Source organism: Sorangium sp. So ce836, assembly GCF_028553905.1.
Lineage (GTDB): Bacteria > Myxococcota_A > Polyangia > Polyangiales > Polyangiaceae > Sorangium > Sorangium cellulosum_D.
On the sequence record NZ_CP102233.1, the window covers coordinates 10,872,716 to 10,890,356 of the forward strand.

Below are 17,641 nucleotides of genomic sequence, written 5' to 3' on the forward strand. Positions count from 1 at the left end.
AAGGAGATTGGTCCCCATGGCGCTCCGGAAGGCCGTGATTCTCCTCGTCGAGGACAGCGAGATCGATCGCACCATCTACGGGCGCTACCTGCGGGACTGGGCGGACATCGACGTCACGCTGATCGAGGCGCCGACGGCGAAGGCCGCCCTCGAGGCGTGCCGGACGAGCCCGCCCGATTGCATCATCCTCGATTACCGCCTCCCCGACATGGATGGCCTGGAGCTGCTCGAGAAGCTCAAGTGCATCACCGAGGCCCCGGTGATCTTCATCACGGGCCAGCCGGCGCCGATGATGCTGACGCGCGCCCAGTCGCTCGGCATCGCGGGTTATCTCTGGAAAGAGGTGCTCGGCTCGGCGAGGCTCCGCGAGGCCGTCCTGGCCGCCCTCCGGGTGGGCGCCCTCGCCGTGTTCGCCGCGACGGCCTGAGCGGGCGCGCTCGCCGCGGAGGCGCGGATCCCGGCGGCGACGGCGCGCGCTGCCGCGCGCCATCCGGGGTCGGGTGGGCTCGCGCGGCGCCGGTCGCCTATACTTCCCGCATGAAACGCTGGCTCCCGCTCGGGCTCATCGCCCTCGGCGCCGTCCTCGCCGCGGTGGCGCTCTTGCTCTCCCCCTCCGACGAGGACCGGATCCGCGACCGGCTCGCCCAGCTCGCGGACGCGGTGCGCATCGACGACGGCGAGCGCAACCCGCTGGTGCGCCACGGCCGCGTCCGCAAGGAGTTCGCCGAGATCTTCACGAAGGAGGCGAGCGCCCGCGTCGTCGAGATCAGCGACCGGCTCAGCGGCCGCGACGAGCTCGCCGCGGCCGCGACCCAGGCCGCGGTCGTCTACCAGACCGCGGACGTGAGCTTCGGCGACACGGAGATCCAGGTCGATCCGGCCGGCATGACCGCCGAGGTGACCGCCACCGCGACCGTCACGGGCGCCCGGCACGGCCACCCCGCCCGGCGCGACGAGCTGCCCGTCGCGCTCCGGCTGGAGAAGGTCGACGGCGACTGGAAGATCGTCTCTGCCACCGTCCACCCCCGGCGCGCGCCCGGCGACGACGACCTCTGATCGCGGCGCCCTGGCCCCGGCCGGGGGACGGCGGCCTCCGGCGTGGCGCGCGCGGGCCGGCGGCCGCGCCCGGGATCACCGGTCAGCGGGGGGCGCCTCGGCGAGCGTGAAGTAGAACGTCGTGCCCCCGGTCGGGGGCGAATCCACCCAGATCTTCCCCTTGTGCCGCTCGACGATGCGCTGGGTGATGGCGAGCCCCGAGCCGGTCCCCTCGCCGTACTGCGCCGCGGTCGAGAGCCGCTCGAACATCGTGAACAGGCGGTGCCGCTCGTCCGCGGGGATGCCCACGCCGTTGTCCCTGACGTGGAAGACGGTCGGCTCCGACCGCTCGTCGAAGCCCACCTCCACCCAGGGGTTCGGGCTCGCGTTGTACTTGATGCCGTTCGAGATGAGGTTGGCCAGCACCTCGGCGATCCGGATCCGGTCGCAGACCACCCGGGGGAGCCGGCGCGGCGCGCGGATCTCGGCGCCGCGCTGCAGGAGCGAGCCGGACAGCCGCCGCTCGACGTCGGCCAGCACCTCGCTCAGGTCGACCTCCCCGAAGGAGAAATCCACGTTGCCGACGCGGGAGTACTCGTAAAGCGAGTTGATGAGCTCCATCGTGCTCCCGGCGAGGTCGCCGATGCGCCGCAAATAGCCCTGCGACTCGGCCGAGAGGGCCTCCCCGTCGTCCTCCATCACGAAGGTCGAGAACGACCGGATCCCGCGGATCGGCTCCTTGAGATCGTGCGCCACGATGTACCCGAACTGCTCGAGCTCGGCGTTGCTCCGCTCGGCCGCGGAGCGCGCGGTCCTCTCCCGCACGACCTGCCGCGTGAGGTCGAGCTCGATGAGCGCGCGCCGGAGCTGCTCGGCCGCCTCGATCTCGGCGGGCTTCCAGGCGACGGCCGTCTGCTCCACGACCTGCCTCCACAGCGCGAAGGAGCGCCGGGGGCCGAGCACCGCGCCCTCGGCCGTGCTCTCCACCGGCTTCTCGGGGTTGCCGCCCCAGCTCACCGTCTGGATCACCTCGGGCCGGAGCCAGACGACGTACCAGGGCTCCGGCTCGGGGATGGAGATGCAGAGGACGCCGCTCGCCACGTCCTTGATGCGGGCGAACTCGGGATCGACCCGCGACAGGGACTCGGCGTGGAACACCGGCCTATCGGCGACCGTGCGCCGGAGCCACGCGTACAGGCGCCGGAGCTCGTCCGGCGCGGGCGCGGCGCCGAGCGCGGTCGCCTCCTCTCCGTGGAGCAGGGCGAGGCCCGGCGCGTCCGCGAGCCTCATGAGCGCTCCGGCGCTCTCCGCGAGCCCGACCATGAGATCTTCCCGCTGCGAGACCGCCGCGACGATCTCGTCCGACAGGGCCTTGAGCGCCTGCTCGTGCCCCCTGTCCTCGAGCTTCTCCTTGGCCGCGAGCTGGATCGACAGGAACCGCCCGCAGAGCTCGCAGCCCTGCCGGATCTCGAACGACAGCGGCCTCGCCGCGCGGTGGTGGCAGGCGATGAGCCCCCAGAGGACCCCCTCGCGGATGAGCGAGACGCTCATCGAGGCGCCGACCCCCATGTTCTTGAGGTACTGGATGTGCATCGGCGAGACGCTCCTCAGCACGGAGAAGCTGAGATCGATGGGCGCCTCCGGCGAAGGCACGATGTCCGAAGGCCGGTAGTCGACGTCCGGGATGATGCGGAGCCAGTTGCGGAGATAGAGCTCCCGCGCCTGCGGCGGGATGTCGGAGGCCGGATAGCGCAGCCCGAGATAAGGCTCGATGTCCGCCGCCCTGGCCTCGGCGATGACCTCGCCGTTCCAGTCGCGGTCGAACCTGTAGATCATCACCCGGTCGTAGCCGGTCAGCCGCTTGATCTCCTCGGCCGTCGCCTCGCACGCGTCGAAGAGCCCCTCGGCCGACTGGATCCGCTCGATCGCCGCGCGGATCGCGCGGTACACGCTCGAGAACGACACGTCGCCCGGCGCCTCCAGCGGCTCGAGCTCCACGATCAGCCGCTCGCCCGCCCGGTGCGCGATGGCGTCGAGCCACGCCGCCGCGCCCTCGTTCCTGGGGGTCACCTTCAGCGGGTTCAGCGCGCCGGGCTCCGGAGACCGGAGGATGGACTCGAGATCTCCGCCCGCCAGAGGCGCGATGAGGTCGAGGAGCGGGCGCCCGAGGACGCCCTCGGGACCGCTCCCGAGCACGGCGCCGACATTGAGGCTCACGTGGCGGACGACGAGATCGCCGGGCGAGAGGGCGAGCAGCGCTCCGTGCGGCTGAATCCGCCCGGGGATGTGGATGGGCTCCGCCGCGCAATTCGTGAGATCGACGCCCTGCCCCCGCCCACCGTGCCCCTGCATCATGTCCCGCCCTCCACGTCCACACGTCCCCACGCCCTCGACGAGACCTCGCGAGGGCGAGGAGGGCACGCGGATCGTTATGAGGGCTCGTCGTTAGTGGATTTCCACGGCCGGGTCGAGGGATTCGGCCGCCGTACGGGCGCTCCCGTACGGCCGCGCCCGACAGCGCGGACGACGGCGCACGTGCGCATCAAAAAAAGAAAGGCCGGTCGGGAGAGCCCGCCGGCCTGAGGTCCGCAGCCGCGGACCCACCGGAGCCGCTCAGGAGCGCCGGTGGAGGGGGGATCCACCGGAGGAACCTGAAAGGCCCGCGGTCACGAGAGAGAAGTCATGAAAGCCAGGAAAGCGATACGAAGCGCGTCCAAGCAAGAAAGCACGAGCAAAGAGGAAGCAAAGTCGAAGCGAGACAGTAAGACAATCAAAGAAGCGAGTCAAAGCGAAAGAAGAAGGAGAAGCAAAGGATCGAGCGCAGACCAGAGACCGTAGGGGCAAGCTCAAGCGAAGCAGAGGCAGGGGCAAGGGGAAGCGAAGCGACGAAGCGGAGTCGAACTCGAGAGCTGCAAGAGAGTAAGAGAAGCTCGGACCAAGATCGACAAGCTGATCACGATAAGCCATCTCATCTGGCGACGCGCGTCGCGCGCGCCTCGATCATCCCTCCTTAATCGCCCCGCAAGGCGGCTATCGTCACGAGAATCGAAGCTCTCCGCCGGCGTCCGGCGACAAGTCAATCAAGGAGCCGACAGCAGGTCCATGGCATCCGGGTGGCGGCGGGGTCACGATCGCTCGGCAGAGATGCCGCCGATCACCTCGCTCGGCGCCCCCCAACGACTGGGGCTTGCACTGCGAACGATGTGCCAGGGGGGCCGCTCCCGCCGAGGCCCCATGAAACCGAGCAGCGAACGGGAGCGACATCTGGCGGATACATTCAGCAACCGGCGGGCCAACCTCGATCCCCCCGCACAGACGGGCCCCCACGGCCAAAAAACCCGCAGAAGCCCGTCGCCAGCCGCGGGGCGCACCGCCTGGAGGTGCGATGCTCGTCATACATTTCCGCAGGGACTGGTCCGATCCAGGGATGGGTTCAGATCCAGAACGGAATTCTTACCTGGACAATGATTTGTCCACTCACCTGGGGTCGATCGCATTGCATTGCGCCGTGAGAGCGCACGATTGCAAGGACACAGCACGCTCCGAGCGACGCACCGCAGCGGATTTTGACGCTACACGTTGCCCTCGGCGCGCAGCACGGTACGCGGCGCGCAGCACCGCACGCGCGCGCAGCGCACTGCGGCACGCGGCGCGCAGCACCGCACGCGCGCAATGCCGCACACGGCCCTACGCGCGCACGGAGCTACCTGCACCCGGCCCGGATCAGCGGCTCGATCACCTGGCCGATGTTCTCCTGGGGCGCGGAGAACTTGTGGCGCTCGAGCTTCCGCAGCGCGCCCAGGAACCTCGGCCAGCTGCCGCCGCAGGTCGCGAGCAGCGCCCGGAGCTCCGAGTCCCCCGAGTTGTAGACGCGGAACTGGACGAGCGACGCGTTGTTGAGCTGCCTGCGCGCCCCGATGGCCGCCTTGAGCCGGGCGAGCACCGCCGCCTTCGCGGCCCGCTTCTCGGCGTCGGGCGCCGCGGACGCGTACAGCCGGTCGAGCTGGACGTAGGCCTCATGCAGCGCGTCCGCCCGCGCCTCGCTGCGCTCCTGCTCCCGCATGTAGGCCGTCTTCTCCGCGGAGAACGGGCCCACCCGCTCGTCCAGGTAGCGCTTGGCGAGCTCGTCCCCGACGAAGCTCGCGAGGCTCTCGTTCAGCCTCGTCTGGCCCTTCACGTACAGCGTCGCGTGCAGCGACTCGTGCAGCACCACGTTGGCGAGCTCGCCGAGCGCCTCGTCCCCGCTGGAGATCATCGTGGACAGGACCGGATCCTCCAGCCAGCCGAGCGTCGAGTACGCGCCCGCCGGGCGCACGTCGACGTCCCAGCCGGCCGCCTTGAGCGGCGCCGCGAACGCCTTGGCGGCCTTCAGGTCGAACCACCCCACGTACGGAACGGTGCCGACGATGGGGAAGCTCCACGTCTTGGAGCGGAACCGGAGCGGCTCGCACGCGCTGACCACCCAGACCGCGGCCGGGCGATCGAGCTCGACGTACGTCCGGTAATTGTCGGTCGCGGTGAGCCCGTGGCGCTCTCCGAAGCGCTTGATGTGCGGGACCTCGCGCAGGAGCGCGCGCGTCCGCCACGGCCTGCGGGCGTCGCCGACGGCGTCCTCGAGCGACTCGGTCTTCCACGCCATCGAGAGCTGACCGAGGCCCGCCTGCGCGATGTAGCGGATCTGGGTACACGAGGAGAGCAGGGCGCAGAGGGCGGCCGCGAAGAGCGCGCTTCCGGCCTTGCCCGCGCGCGCCGGGCGGCGGGGGCGCGACGCAGACCACGAGGGCGCGGCGCCGCGATGGGCGCTGGCCGGCAGCCGTTCGCTCATGCTCTAGCTGATAGCTGGCCGCGCGGGGTTCACAAGGTCTTCCGCGCGGAGGGCGCGCGTGCCGGCCGGACGGCGCGCCTCCGGGATCAGGACGGCGCGGCGGCGCCCCAGGCGCTGAACTGCACGGCCGGGACGATCGGCGCGCGGTCCCGCGGCGACGGCTCCTCCGCGGCGTACAGGGGCTCGCGTGCGAGCGGGTAGTCGCGCGGAGCCCCGTTCGACAGCACCATCTGCACGGCGCCGAGGTGCCCGCTGCGAAACGCGGCGGCGGCGCAGGCCAGGTAGAACTCCCACGTCCTCAGGAACGCGCCGTCGAAGCCGGTGACCCGCTCGATCCTCTCCCGGTTGTCCAGGAAGTTGCGGCGCCAGCAGCGCGCCGTGAGCGCGGAGTGGCGGCGCAGGTTCTCCGCGTCGAGCACGTCGAGGCCGCGCGCGGCGGCGCGCGCCGCCATCCCCTGGATCGACGGCGGCCAGTACCCCGGGAAAATGTGCTTTTGCACGAAGGGGTCAGTCCGGGGCGACTCCAGCTCGCGGGTGACGCTCTCGAGCAGGCAGACGCCGCCCTCGGCGAGCAGCGCCTTCACCTTGTCGTAGAACACCTCGATCCGGCGCGCGCCGGCGTGGCACATCGAGCCCAGCGAGACGAGCCGATCCCACCGCGGCTCGCCCTCGAGCTCGTCGCAGCCCATCACGCGGACCTCGACCGGGAGCCGCCGCGCCGCGGCCTGCTCGCGGATGTACCTCGCCTGGTTCTCGCAGAGCGTGATCCCGAGGCACTGCACGCCGTAGGTCTCCGCCGCGTGGAACATGAGGTGGCCCCACCCGCAGCCGAGATCGAGGAGCCGCTGCCCGCGCCGGAGCGCGAGCTTCCGCGCGACGAGGGAGATCTTGTGCGCCTGCGCGTCGTCGAGCGCCTCGCCCGGAGACCGGAAGTAGCCGCACGAGGTCTGGAGGCGCCTGTCGAGGTAAAGAGGATAGAAGTCGTTGCCGAGCCCGTAGTGGCGCTCGACGGCGAGCCGCTCGCGCTTCGCCGCGCCGGAGAGCAGCCCGAGCCGGAGCGCGTCCAGCACGCCGGAGAGGCCGCGCTCGAACGACGGCAGCGCGGGCGCGAGGCGCGGCAAGCGCGCCTCAACGGACCGCACGGACCGCGCGAGCTGGAACAGGCCGGCGAGCGAGTCCTCGAGATCGCCGTCGAACGTCACCTCGCGCCGGACGTAGGCCTCGCCGAGCCCCAGCGTGCCCCGGAGCGCCGCCTCGCAGAGCGCCCGGCGCGTCCGGAACGTCACCGCGAACGCCGGCGCGCCCGCGCCGAAGCGCAGCCGCTCGCCGCCCCACAAGCGCAGCTCGAACGGGGTCCCGTCATAGCGCTCCAGCAGGCGCGAGGTCGCCTCCTTCACCCAACGGGACAACAGCGGAACTTCGCCCTTCCTGACGATGAACATCGGACCCCCTCCGCGACCCCCCGGCCGCCCGACGAGCTGAACCGAGCTGCGCTTTCCCGTCAAGCGACATGTCATTTCATCGACACCATGGCAGCGAGTCCCGTAACGCCCACAACGGTCGGAGGACGACGCGGACATGCGCTGTCGTCGGGGACAGGAGGAACGTGGTCGACAGGGCTCCAGGGGCATCGGAGAAGTGTTCGGGGAAGTCCCGACAACAGAACTGTGTCTGGGAGGTTTCATGTTCCAGACGAAGGGAGGAAATCGAGAGGATGCGTCGAGTTTCTCCCCACCTTCTTCCAGCCTTCCCGTCGCGAGCGGCCGCCGCGGTCCGTTCCCCCTAGCCGACCGTCGGCCGTGCGGGCTCGCGGGACGGCTGGGGACGGCCGGAGGGCAGGAGGTCGACGTCGCGTTCGCCGGGGGCGCGTCGGTCGTCCAGGTCGGCGGGATGCGCTCGGATCGGATCGCGCGGGGCGCGCGAGGCGAAGGCGGAGCGCGCGACGGGGGCGCGCCGCGGCGGTCGCGCGGCTCGAGGCGACGCTGCGCGCGCAGGCGATGCACGGCGCGCTCGAGAAGATCGCCAACGTGGTGGGACGCATCGCGCGCTGGTCGCGACGGGTGCAGGGAGGCGCGCAGGTCCACCGCGGAGAGGCACGATGCGAGGCCGACTCGCCACGCGCACGGAGGCGAAGGCGACGCGAGCATGCGCGGCCGCGGGGACGAGGACAGAGGACGAGCACGAGGACGGAGAACGAGCACGCGCACGCGCACGGGGACGGAGAACGAGCACGAGCACGCGCACGAGGACGGAGAACGAGCACGCGCACGCGCACGCGCACGAGGACGGGGACGGAGAACGAGCACGAGGACGAGCACGCGCACGACGACTGCGCGCATGCGCGCGGCGATCACGCGCTCGCGCGCCCTCGATGCGCCGCGCGCGTTCACGCGCGGGATCGACGCCCGCCGCGACGACACCACGAGCCGCGCCGCGCTCGAGCGCCTCCTCGTGGAGCGCGCCGCCAGCGAACCCGCTGCCCGGCGCGAGCTCGCCCGCGCCGCGCTCCGCGTGACGGACGTCGCCGGCGGCGACGCGCAGCGCACCGACCCCATCCCGTCCGCCGTGCGGCGCGCGACCACCGCCGCTCCTCGCGAGACGGGCCCGAAGACGCGCGCCCCGCGCGCTCTCTCCCTGCGACGCGCGCTCACACGGTCCACAGGAGTCGGCATACCGGAGCACATCCGCGCCGGGCGCGCGGCGCCTCGCCTGTTCAAGGTGGACCGCGTCAACGCCGCTTCGACTTCCGTTTCGCTGGAAACCCGGTTCTATTGGACTGTAGGCGAACTTTGGACAGCGGGTAGAGACCGGAGGGGGCTCCGCCGGGTGGGGCGACATCGGCCACGACCGGCGTGGTCGTCGCGCGATCACGACGGCGCCGGACGGCGAGGCGGCGCGGCGCACCCCTTGTAACCAGAGGAGGAGGCATCAGTGAGCCAGGCCCGACCCCATGTGCTCGTGGTAGACGCCGAGAAGAGGGTCCTCGACAGGCTCGCGGTCGAGCTCAGCGACGGCGGCTTCGACGTCACCTGCGCCGAGAGCGGGCTCGCCGCGATCGAGCTCGTCAAGGCGCGCCGATTCGACGTCGCGATCGCCGACGTGAGGGCGCCCGGCATGGAAGGCGCCGGGACCATCGCCGCGCTCAAGGCGATCAGCCCGGACCTCGAGATCATCGTCGGCGCCCCGTGCTCGAGCGCGCAGGCCGCCGTGGAGTGCATCCAGAGCGGCGCGTACGACATCCTCGAGAAGCCGTACGACATCGCGGACATGAAGCGGCTGCTCGAGGCGGCCATGCTGCGCACCCACCTCGACGCCGTGGCGGCCGTCCACCAGGCGAGCGCCGCCCTGGTCGCGTCCCTCTCCCGGGACGACTTCCCGGAGCGCGCCGTGGATCTCGCGGCGAAGGTGGTCTATACAACCGGCGCCGCGCTCTCCCTGGCGCTCGACCACGGGGCCGCGCTCTACCAGGCGGCCTCCGGCGCCGAGGTGTCCGCCGCGTTCATCGCGCGGCTCGCCGGCCAGATCGAGGGCGCGCTCGCCCCCGTCCGCCTGTCGGCGGACGACGCGCCCGACCTGCTCTGCACCGCGGAGGGCGATCGCTTCGGCGCCGCCATCGTGGCGCCGCTCCGCCTGGGGGAGCGCTCGTTCGGCGGCCTCGTCGTCCTCCGCGACGAGCGCCTGCCGGCGTTCACCAGCCAGGAAGAGCAGGCCATCGGCATCTTCGCGATCGAGCTCGCACTGGCGTTTTACGGTCGCAAGGTACGGCGCGCGCACGACCCGCGCGCCGCCTGACGCCCGCGCCCCGCCCGCCTCCGCCGCGAACGCCGCGGGCAGCGCGCCTCCTTCGGGCCGAGATCTGCGGCCGACGTCCGCAAAATCTTCCGCGATCGAGCGCGAGATTCCCTCTGGCGAACGCGTTCGCACGCCACTAAAGGAGGGGAGCGATGAGCCCCACTGCTGCCCCATCGACTCTCCCCACCAGGGCCCAGCGCATCGCGCTCTTCTACCGGGATCTCGTCGGCAAGAAGTTCGCGATGGCGCTGAGCGGCGTCGTCTTCTTCGGCTTCGTGATCGGTCACATGGCCGGCAACCTGCAGGTCTTCCTCGGCCGGCAGAAGTTCAACGACTATGCCGCCTTCCTCCACGGGACCCCCTCCCTGCTCTGGGGGACGCGGCTGCTCCTCCTCGCCGCCCTCGTCGTCCACGTCTACACGGGCGTATCGCTCGCGCTGCACAGCCGCGCTGCCCGGCCGGTCCGCTACCAGGTCAAGGGGCAGAGGCACCCGAACCTCGCCGCCCGCACGATGCTGCTGAGCGGCGGCGTCCTCGCCGCGTTCATCGTCTATCACCTGCTCCACCTGACGACGGGCACCGTGCACCCCGACTTCGTGCCGCTCGACGCCTACGACAACGTCGTGAAGGGCTTCAGCTCGGCGCCCGTGGCGATTGCCTACATGGTGGCGATGGGGCTGCTCGCGCTGCACCTCTACCACGGCGCGTGGAGCATGTTCCAGTCGATGGGCCTCAGCCACCCGCGCTACACGCCGGCGCTCAGGAAGTTCGCCGCCGCCGCGTCGATCCTGCTCGCCGTCGGCTTCTCCTCCATCCCGCTGGCCGTCCTGTTCGGCATCGTCCGCTGAGCCCGGAGCCCCCGTCATCATGCAGCTCAATGCGAAGATCCCCGAAGGTCCCATCGAAAAGAAGTGGGACCAGCACCGCTTCAACCTGAAGCTCGTCAACCCGGCGAACAAGCGGAAGTACACGATCCTCGTCGTCGGCACCGGCCTCGCCGGCGGCGCGGCGAGCGCGACGCTGGCCGAGCTCGGCTACAACGTGAAGAGCTTCTGCTTCCAGGACTCTCCGCGCCGCGCCCACAGCATCGCCGCGCAGGGCGGCATCAACGCCGCGAAGAACTACCAGAACGACGGCGACAGCATCTACCGCCTCTTCTACGACACCGTGAAGGGCGGCGACTACCGCGCGCGCGAGGCCAACGTGTACCGGCTCGCGCAGATCAGCGTGAACATCATCGACCAGTGCGCCGCGCAGGGCGTGCCGTTCGCGCGCGAGTACGGCGGCGTTCTCGCGAACCGCTCCTTCGGCGGCGCGCAGGTGTCGCGCACGTTCTACGCGCGCGGGCAGACGGGGCAGCAGCTCCTCCTCGGCGCCTACCAGGCGCTCGAGCGGCAGATCGGCCTCGGCAAGGTCAAGATGTACCCGCGCACCGAGATGCTCGACCTCATCGTGGTCGACGGCAAGGCGCGCGGCCTCGTCACGCGCAACCTGATCACGGGCGCGCTCGAGACGCACCTCGGCGACGCGGTCGTCCTCGCCTCCGGCGGCTACGGCAACGTCTTCTTCCTCTCGACCAACGCGAAGGGGTCGAACACCACCGCCATCTGGCGGGCGCACAAGCGCGGCGCGCTCTTCGGCAACCCGTGCTTCACCCAGATCCACCCGACGTGCATCCCGGTCTCGGGCGACTACCAGTCGAAGCTCACGCTCATGAGCGAGTCGCTCCGGAACGACGGCCGCATCTGGGTGCCGACGAACCCGGGCGACACCCGCCCGCCGGAGCTCATCCCGGAGGGCGAGCGCGACTACTACCTCGAGCGCCGCTACCCGAGCTTCGGCAACCTCGTGCCGCGCGACGTCGCGTCGCGCGCGGCGAAGGCGGTGTGCGACGAGGGCCGCGGCGTGGGGCCGACGCGGCTCGGCGTGTACCTCGACTTCTCGGACGCCATCCGGCGCCTCGGCAAGGCCGCCATCGCCGAGCGCTACGGCAACCTCTTCGACATGTACGAGCGCATCACCGGCGACGACCCGTACAGCGTCCCGATGCGCATCTACCCGGCCATCCACTACACGATGGGCGGGCTCTGGGTCGACTACAACCTGATGAGCACGATCCCCGGCATGTTCGTGCTCGGCGAGGCGAACTTCTCCGACCACGGCGCGAACCGCCTCGGGGCGAGCGCGCTGATGCAGGGCCTCGCCGACGGCTACTTCATCATCCCCTACACCATCGGCGATTACCTCGCGTCGACGAAGCTCGAGCGGGTCGACGACCTCCACCCCGCGGTGCGGGACGCCGAGCGCGACGCGAGCGAGCGGCTGAACAGGCTGCTCGCCACGAACGGCTCGCGCACGGCCGACTCGTTCCACCGCGAGCTCGGCAAGATCATGTGGGAGCAGTGCGGGATGGCGCGCAACGCGGCCGGGCTCAAGGGCGCGCTCGCGCGGATCCCGGAGCTCCGGGAGCAGTTCCACCGCGACGTCCGCGTCTCGGGCACGGGCACCGGCCTCAACCAGGAGCTCGAGAAGGCGGCGCGCGTCGCCGACTTCTTCGAGCTGGCGGAGCTCATGTGCCGCGACGCCCTCCACCGGGAAGAGTCGTGCGGCGGGCACTTCCGCGAGGAGCACCAGACCCCGGAGGGCGAGGCGAAGCGCGACGACCAGAACTTCACCTATGTCGCCGCCTGGGGCTGGCGAGGCGAAGGTCAGGCACAGGAGCTCTACAAGGAGCCGCTCCAGTTCAACGAGGTTCACCCAACGCAGCGGAGTTACAAATAATGCGCCTCACCCTCCATGTCTGGCGGCAGAAGGGCAAGTACGAAGCGGGCCGGTTCGTCACGTACGAGGTGCCCGACGTCAGCGAGCACATGTCCTTCCTCGAGATGCTCGATGTGCTCAATCAGCGGCTCATCCTCAAGGGTGAGGAGCCGATCGCCTTCGATCACGACTGTCGCGAGGGCATCTGCGGCATGTGCGGCTTCATGATCAACGGCCAGGCGCACGGCCCCCTCCGTGGGACGACCGTGTGTCAGCTGCACATGCGTCACTACAAGGACGGCGACGTGCTGTGGCTCGAGCCGTGGCGGGCCCAGGCGTTCCCGGTGGTGAGCGATCTCGCGGTGGACCGCAGCGCGTTCGACCGCATCATCGCGGCGGGCGGCTACGTCTCGGTGCCGACCGGCAGCGCGCCGGACGCGAACGCCGTCCCCGTGCCGAAGCCGGTCGCCGAGCGCTCCATGGACGCGGCCGCGTGCATCGGCTGCGGCGCCTGCGTCGCGTCGTGCCCGAACGCGTCGGCCTCGCTCTTCACCGGGGCGAAGCTCACGCACCTCAACATCCTGCCGCAGGGCCAGCCGGAGCGCGATCAGCGGAGCCTCAACATGGTGGGCCAGATGCGCGCCGAGGGCTTCGGCCACTGCACGAACATCGGCGAGTGCGAGGCGGTCTGCCCGAAGGAGATCCCCCTCGACGTGATCGCGCAGATGAACCGCGACTACCTGCGCGCGACGCTGAGCTACCGCGACGTGCAGGCCAAGGGCGGCACCGGCTGAGCGCCGCGCCGGCTCGCCGGCCTCGCCCGGCGACGCCGGCGGCGCTTCCTCCTCTCCGGCTCTTCCCCCCTCTCCGGCAGCGGAGCCCCTCCTCTTTCTCCTCGACAGCGAGGCCCCTCCCCGCGCGCGCGGTGGACGGCGGCGCTCCGTCGCGGCCGTCCCGCCCGCGCCGGGGCCGCGCCGTCGGCGCCGCCGCCGCTCGCGCCGACCGGCCGTCCAGCGCCGGGCGAGCCCTACGCGAGCCCTGCGGCCGGCGATCGCGGCGCGCCTTCCCGGCCATCGCCGCCGTACGGCCGGCCCCCGCGCCCTGCAGGCGCAGGCTGCAGGACCTCGGCGCGAGGATCACCCCGCAGGGCCCAGCGGCGATGACAGGCGAACCCTGCCGCTCGCGCAGACGCGCAGTGGAGGCCACGCTGCGATGCGAGCGTCCTCATCCGCCACATCCGCGCGATTTTCAACATCGACGCAAGAAACCGACCTCCCCTGTGGAAAACGAGCCAGGAGTTTCCTGAGCTCTGGCTCAGGGACTTCCTAAACGCTCTTCACATTCCCAGCCCCGACCGTACAGCCGACATGGGATAAGCACTCGGCATGTTTCGAGAACATCTCGTCGAGACTTGCAGCTACGTGAGACGATGGGTTTCCGAATTCGACGAACCCTCGCTCCAGTGGCAGCGCAACCCGGAAGATGCCGTGGCGCTCTCCCGCGCGAGAAAGAAACGTGTCAGGGTCAACGGCCGCTTGTTCGAGCTCGCTAGTTAGAATAACCTCGAGACTGTCCCGAACGGGATCAGCAGTCATAAGACAATTGTGGTCACCCCACACCATGTCGTAGACTAGGTTCACCTTAGAGCGCCGCGGCGAGGGGGGGCATCCCGCTGCGAGCGCGTCTGGATCGCATCGAGTCATCGCTCTTCTGCGGGGGGCCGGTTCAAGGGGAGGGCCGGCAGTAGGAGAAGCAAGGGCAACATCCGCGGCGACCTTTCTCCCGGCGGGTCTCCAGATCCGCTTTCGACATGGGAACGAAGCGCACCGGGGCGCAGACCAGGAAGGCCGGGTCCGGGCGGACCGACGGCCGGCGCCGCTGCTTCACCGTTCGTGCTGCGCTCAGGCGATGCGGCCGGCGCCAGCGAGGCGGTCGGATGCGGAAGTTCGAACATCGGATCAGGTCTCTTTGACGAGCGAAGAAGTAGGAGGGGACTTCATGAGCAGCTGCATCGACGGCCTTAATCTGCACCCGAAGAGCGTCCACGATGCTGCCGTTGTTCTCGACACCGTGACGGATCGCCTGATCGCCGCGGGCGATCGGCGGGCGGCGTTCACCGACGTCTACGGTATCGTCACGCGCGCAGTCGCGGCGCAGGTGGAGCGGCCCGATGGCATGTTCCTCGAGCCTGCGTGGATCTCGCGCCTCGCCGGCAGGTTCTGCGAGCGGTACCTCGAGACGTTCCGGTGGTGCGAGGGGGGCGCGGCGCAGGACTGCGGCGCCTGGCACATCGCGTACGCGAGCACCTCGTCCCGGTTCGCGCCCCCCGTGCAGAACGCCCTGCTCGGGTTCAGCGCCCACATCAACTACGACCTGGTGTTCGGGATCCACGCGACGATCGTCGAGTTCGGCCACGGCCGCGACCCGCGGATGCTCGCGCGGCTCAAGCACGATCACGATGAGGTCAATATCCTGCTCCGCCGCTCGGTCATCGAGGCGCTCGAGCGCCTCGCCGTCCGGCATGGCTGCCCCCTGAGCGCGATCTTCCGCGACACCGCCCCGGATCTCGCGGTCTGGGTGTCGATGGAGATGCTCTCGCGGTGGCGCGAGCGCGTCTGGAGCGACGTGCTGGCCCTGCTCAAGGCGCGCACCGCGAGCGAGCGGGCGGCGATCGCCCGCGGGGTGGAGCAGCGCTCCGCGCGCATCGGGCAGATGCTCGCGCTGCCGTCGCTCCACCACGCGCCTCACGCCGCGCTCCGCCTCCTGTCAAGGGCCGCGTGAGCGCGTCCGACCGTAACCGGAGCCCGGGCCGATCGTAGAATGGGGCATGAGCAAGCTGCCCAAGGAGCCGCCCGCCAGCGAGATCACCCCTCCAGCGCTCTACCTGAGGCGACGCGAGCTCCTGAAGAACGCCGCGCTCTTCGCGGGCACGGCGTCGGCCATCGGCGGCGGCCTCGTCTGGCTCACCGGCGGCGAGGCCGGCGTCGCGGACGCCGGCGCTCCCGGCGCCCCCGGCGGCGAGGCCGCGCCGCTCGCCGGCGCGCCCCCGCCGCCGGACGCCGCCGCGCCGCGCGTCGGGGCGGGCGCGGCGGACGCGAAGAACGCGTTCGTCACCGACGAAGCGCGGACCGACTACGAGGCCATCGTCACCTACAACAATTTCTACGAGCTCGGCCTGAGCAAGTCGGAGCCGTCCAAGAACGCCGGCCGGCTCCGGCTGCGCCCCTGGGCCGTCGCGTGCGAGGGGGAGATCGAGAAGCCCGCGATCATCGACCTCGACACCCTGCTCTCGTGGTTTCCCCTGGAGGAGCGCGTCTATCGCATGCGGTGCGTCGAGGCGTGGTCGATGGTGATCCCCTGGCTCGGGTTCCCTCTGGCCGCGCTGCTCCGGCGCCTCGAGCCGACCTCCCGCGCCCGGTACGTCCAGTTCACCACGCTGCTCGATCCGGAGCAGCTGCCCGGCCAGCGGAGCGACGTCCTCGACTGGCCTTACGTCGAGGGGCTCCGGATCGACGAGGCGATGCACCCGCTCACGATGCTGGCCGTGGGCCTCTACGGCAAATCGCTGCTCGGCCAGAACGGAGCGCCGATCCGCCTGGTGGTCCCGTGGAAATACGGGTTCAAGGGGTGCAAATCGATCGTCAGCATCAAGCTCACGGAGCGGCAGCCGAAGACGACGTGGAGCCAGGCCGCGCCGGACGAGTACGGCTTCTATGCCAACGTGAACCCCGCGGTGGCTCACCCGCGCTGGAGCCAGGCGACCGAGCGGAGGATCGGTGAGCTGCGCCGCCGCCCCACGCTGCCGTTCAACGGCTACGCGGAGGAGGTGGCCAGCCTCTACAGCGGCATGGACCTGCGGGAGAGCTTCTGACCATGGGCGCGCCCGCGAGGACGATGTCGCGGCCGGGCGCCGCGGCGCCCGCCGGCCGGAAGCTGCCCTGGCTCGTGCCGGCGGTCGTCACCGGCGGGCTGATCCCGCTGGCCGTGCTCGGCCTGCGCGCCCGCGCCGGCGCGCTCGGCCCGAACGCCGTCGCCGAGGCGCTGAACCAGCTCGGGCTCCTCGCGCTCGTGCTGCTCGTCGCCTCCCTCGCGGCGACGCCGCTCAAGATCGTCTCGGGCTATACGTTTCCGCTGCGCATCCGCAAGGCGCTCGGGCTGCTCGCCTTCTTCTACGCGTGCGCGCACTTCCTGACGTATGCGCTCGTCGATCAAGGGCTCGACGTCGGCGCGATCGTCGAGGACATCACCGAGCGCCCGTTCATCCTCGCCGGCTTCGTCGCGCTCCTCCTGCTCGTCCCGCTCGCGGCGACGTCGACCGCGCGCATGCTGAAGCGCCTCGGCGCCGCGCGCTGGAAGCGGCTGCACCGCCTCGCGTACGTCGCCGCCGTCCTCGGGGTCGCGCACTTCTTCCTCCGCGTGAAGAAGGACGCGACCGAGCCGATGATCTACGCCGCGCTGCTCGCCCTGCTGTTCGCGGCGCGCATCGTCAGCGCCGCCCTGCGCAGGCGCGCGGCGTCGCGCTGAGCCCTGCGCCGCGTCGCCGCCGAGGACCTCCGAGGCCGGGCCGGCGCGGCGGCGGCGCGCTCACGGCACCGCCGGCGTGCTGCCGCGCAGCATGAAGTAGATGAGCACGCCGGTCACCGACACGTAGAGCCAGAGGGGCAGCGTCACCCGCGCGACCCGGGCGTGCTTCGCGAAGCTCGCCTTGTAGGCGAAGTAGAACGACGTCAGCGCGAGCGGCACGATGCCCGCCGACAGCACGATGTGCGAGATGAGGACGGCGAAGTAGACGGCGCGGAGCGGGCCCGTGCCCTGGTACTTCGTGTCCCCGTGGACGAAGTGGTAGGCGAGGTAGCCGACGAGGAACAGCGACGAGGCGACGAACGCCGACACCATCAGGTACTTGTGCGCGACGATCGCGCGGCGCTTGATCGCGATCCAGCCCGCGACGAGCAGCGTGGCGGCCGTCGCGTTGAGCGCGGCGTTCAGCGGCGGCATGAAGCGGAGATCCGCGCCGCCCGCGCCGCGCCGGATGAGGAGGATGTACGCGAGGAACGCCAGCGCGGCCGCGGAGAGCACGGCGTTGAAGACGTAGAACGAGCGGTCGCTCGTGCGGGCGAGCAGGCCGACCGGCTTCAAGGGGGTCGAGGCGGGTGTCGACATCGCGCGGTCCATACCAGAGGAGCGCGCAGAGCGCGAACGCGAGCGGGCGAGCCGGAGCGACCGTAC

13 protein-coding genes are annotated in these 17,641 nt (G+C 70.9%); 9 read left to right on the plus strand and 4 right to left on the minus strand.

Going from position 1 to position 17,641, the window contains the following annotated elements; all coding sequences use genetic code 11:
- The first annotated feature begins 16 nt into the window (after positions 1-16).
- Both NQZ70_RS39575 and NQZ70_RS39580 read left to right on the plus strand, forming a co-directional pair.
- Positions 17-427, plus strand: a complete 411-nt coding sequence (locus NQZ70_RS39575; RefSeq protein ID WP_129578852.1) for a response regulator — start codon at positions 17-19, stop codon at positions 425-427.
- A 110-nt stretch (positions 428-537) separates the two neighbouring features.
- Complete coding sequence (locus NQZ70_RS39580; RefSeq protein WP_129578853.1) at positions 538-1,056, plus strand: nuclear transport factor 2 family protein; 519 nt, start codon at positions 538-540, stop codon at positions 1,054-1,056.
- A 75-nt stretch (positions 1,057-1,131) separates the two neighbouring features.
- Here the strand turns inward: NQZ70_RS39580 and NQZ70_RS39585 are convergent, their stop codons facing one another.
- From NQZ70_RS39585 to NQZ70_RS39595, 3 genes are all read right to left on the minus strand, one after another.
- Positions 1,132-3,390, minus strand: a complete 2,259-nt coding sequence (locus NQZ70_RS39585; RefSeq protein ID WP_129578854.1) for an ATP-binding protein — start codon at positions 3,388-3,390, stop codon at positions 1,132-1,134.
- Positions 3,391-4,738: 1,348 nt separating this feature from the next.
- Entirely contained in the window at positions 4,739-5,860 is a 1,122-nt protein-coding gene (locus NQZ70_RS39590; protein WP_129578855.1) for an aminopeptidase, read from the minus strand.
- Positions 5,861-5,946: 86 nt separating this feature from the next.
- A complete protein-coding gene (locus NQZ70_RS39595) occupies positions 5,947-7,269 on the minus strand; it encodes a cyclopropane-fatty-acyl-phospholipid synthase family protein (protein ID WP_237244459.1) in 1,323 nt (440 codons plus the stop codon).
- A 1,522-nt stretch (positions 7,270-8,791) separates the two neighbouring features.
- Between NQZ70_RS39595 and NQZ70_RS39600 the strand changes: the two genes are divergently transcribed.
- The 7 genes from NQZ70_RS39600 (at position 8,792) to msrQ (ending at position 16,936) form a co-directional block, all read left to right on the plus strand.
- Positions 8,792-9,652 (plus strand): response regulator, encoded by an 861-nt coding sequence (locus tag NQZ70_RS39600; RefSeq protein ID WP_165374392.1) that lies wholly within the window; start codon positions 8,792-8,794, stop codon positions 9,650-9,652.
- A 152-nt stretch (positions 9,653-9,804) separates the two neighbouring features.
- On the plus strand, positions 9,805-10,500 hold the full coding sequence (locus NQZ70_RS39605) for a succinate dehydrogenase cytochrome b subunit (protein WP_061628392.1): 696 nt from the start codon (positions 9,805-9,807) through the stop codon (positions 10,498-10,500).
- A 19-nt stretch (positions 10,501-10,519) separates the two neighbouring features.
- Complete coding sequence (locus tag NQZ70_RS39610; protein WP_129578857.1) at positions 10,520-12,433, plus strand: fumarate reductase/succinate dehydrogenase flavoprotein subunit; 1,914 nt, start codon at positions 10,520-10,522, stop codon at positions 12,431-12,433.
- Positions 12,433-13,206, plus strand: a complete 774-nt coding sequence (locus tag NQZ70_RS39615; RefSeq protein WP_129578858.1) for a succinate dehydrogenase/fumarate reductase iron-sulfur subunit — start codon at positions 12,433-12,435, stop codon at positions 13,204-13,206. The genes NQZ70_RS39610 and NQZ70_RS39615 overlap by 1 nt, the downstream gene beginning before the upstream one ends.
- 1,204 nt (positions 13,207-14,410) lie before the next feature.
- Positions 14,411-15,193: a DUF5995 family protein gene (locus NQZ70_RS39620; protein ID WP_129578859.1), complete on the plus strand. Its 783-nt coding sequence runs from the start codon at positions 14,411-14,413 to the stop codon at positions 15,191-15,193.
- Positions 15,194-15,239: 46 nt separating this feature from the next.
- Positions 15,240-16,283: a protein-methionine-sulfoxide reductase catalytic subunit MsrP gene (msrP, locus tag NQZ70_RS39625; protein WP_129578860.1), complete on the plus strand. Its 1,044-nt coding sequence runs from the start codon at positions 15,240-15,242 to the stop codon at positions 16,281-16,283.
- Positions 16,284-16,285: 2 nt separating this feature from the next.
- Positions 16,286-16,936, plus strand: coding sequence for a protein-methionine-sulfoxide reductase heme-binding subunit MsrQ (gene msrQ, locus NQZ70_RS39630; protein WP_207217603.1), 651 nt, complete (start codon positions 16,286-16,288; stop codon positions 16,934-16,936).
- A 60-nt stretch (positions 16,937-16,996) separates the two neighbouring features.
- Here msrQ and NQZ70_RS39635 read toward each other — a convergent pair whose 3' ends face one another.
- A complete protein-coding gene (locus tag NQZ70_RS39635) occupies positions 16,997-17,587 on the minus strand; it encodes a DUF420 domain-containing protein (RefSeq protein ID WP_129578861.1) in 591 nt (196 codons plus the stop codon).
- Positions 17,588-17,641: the final 54 nt, after the last annotated feature.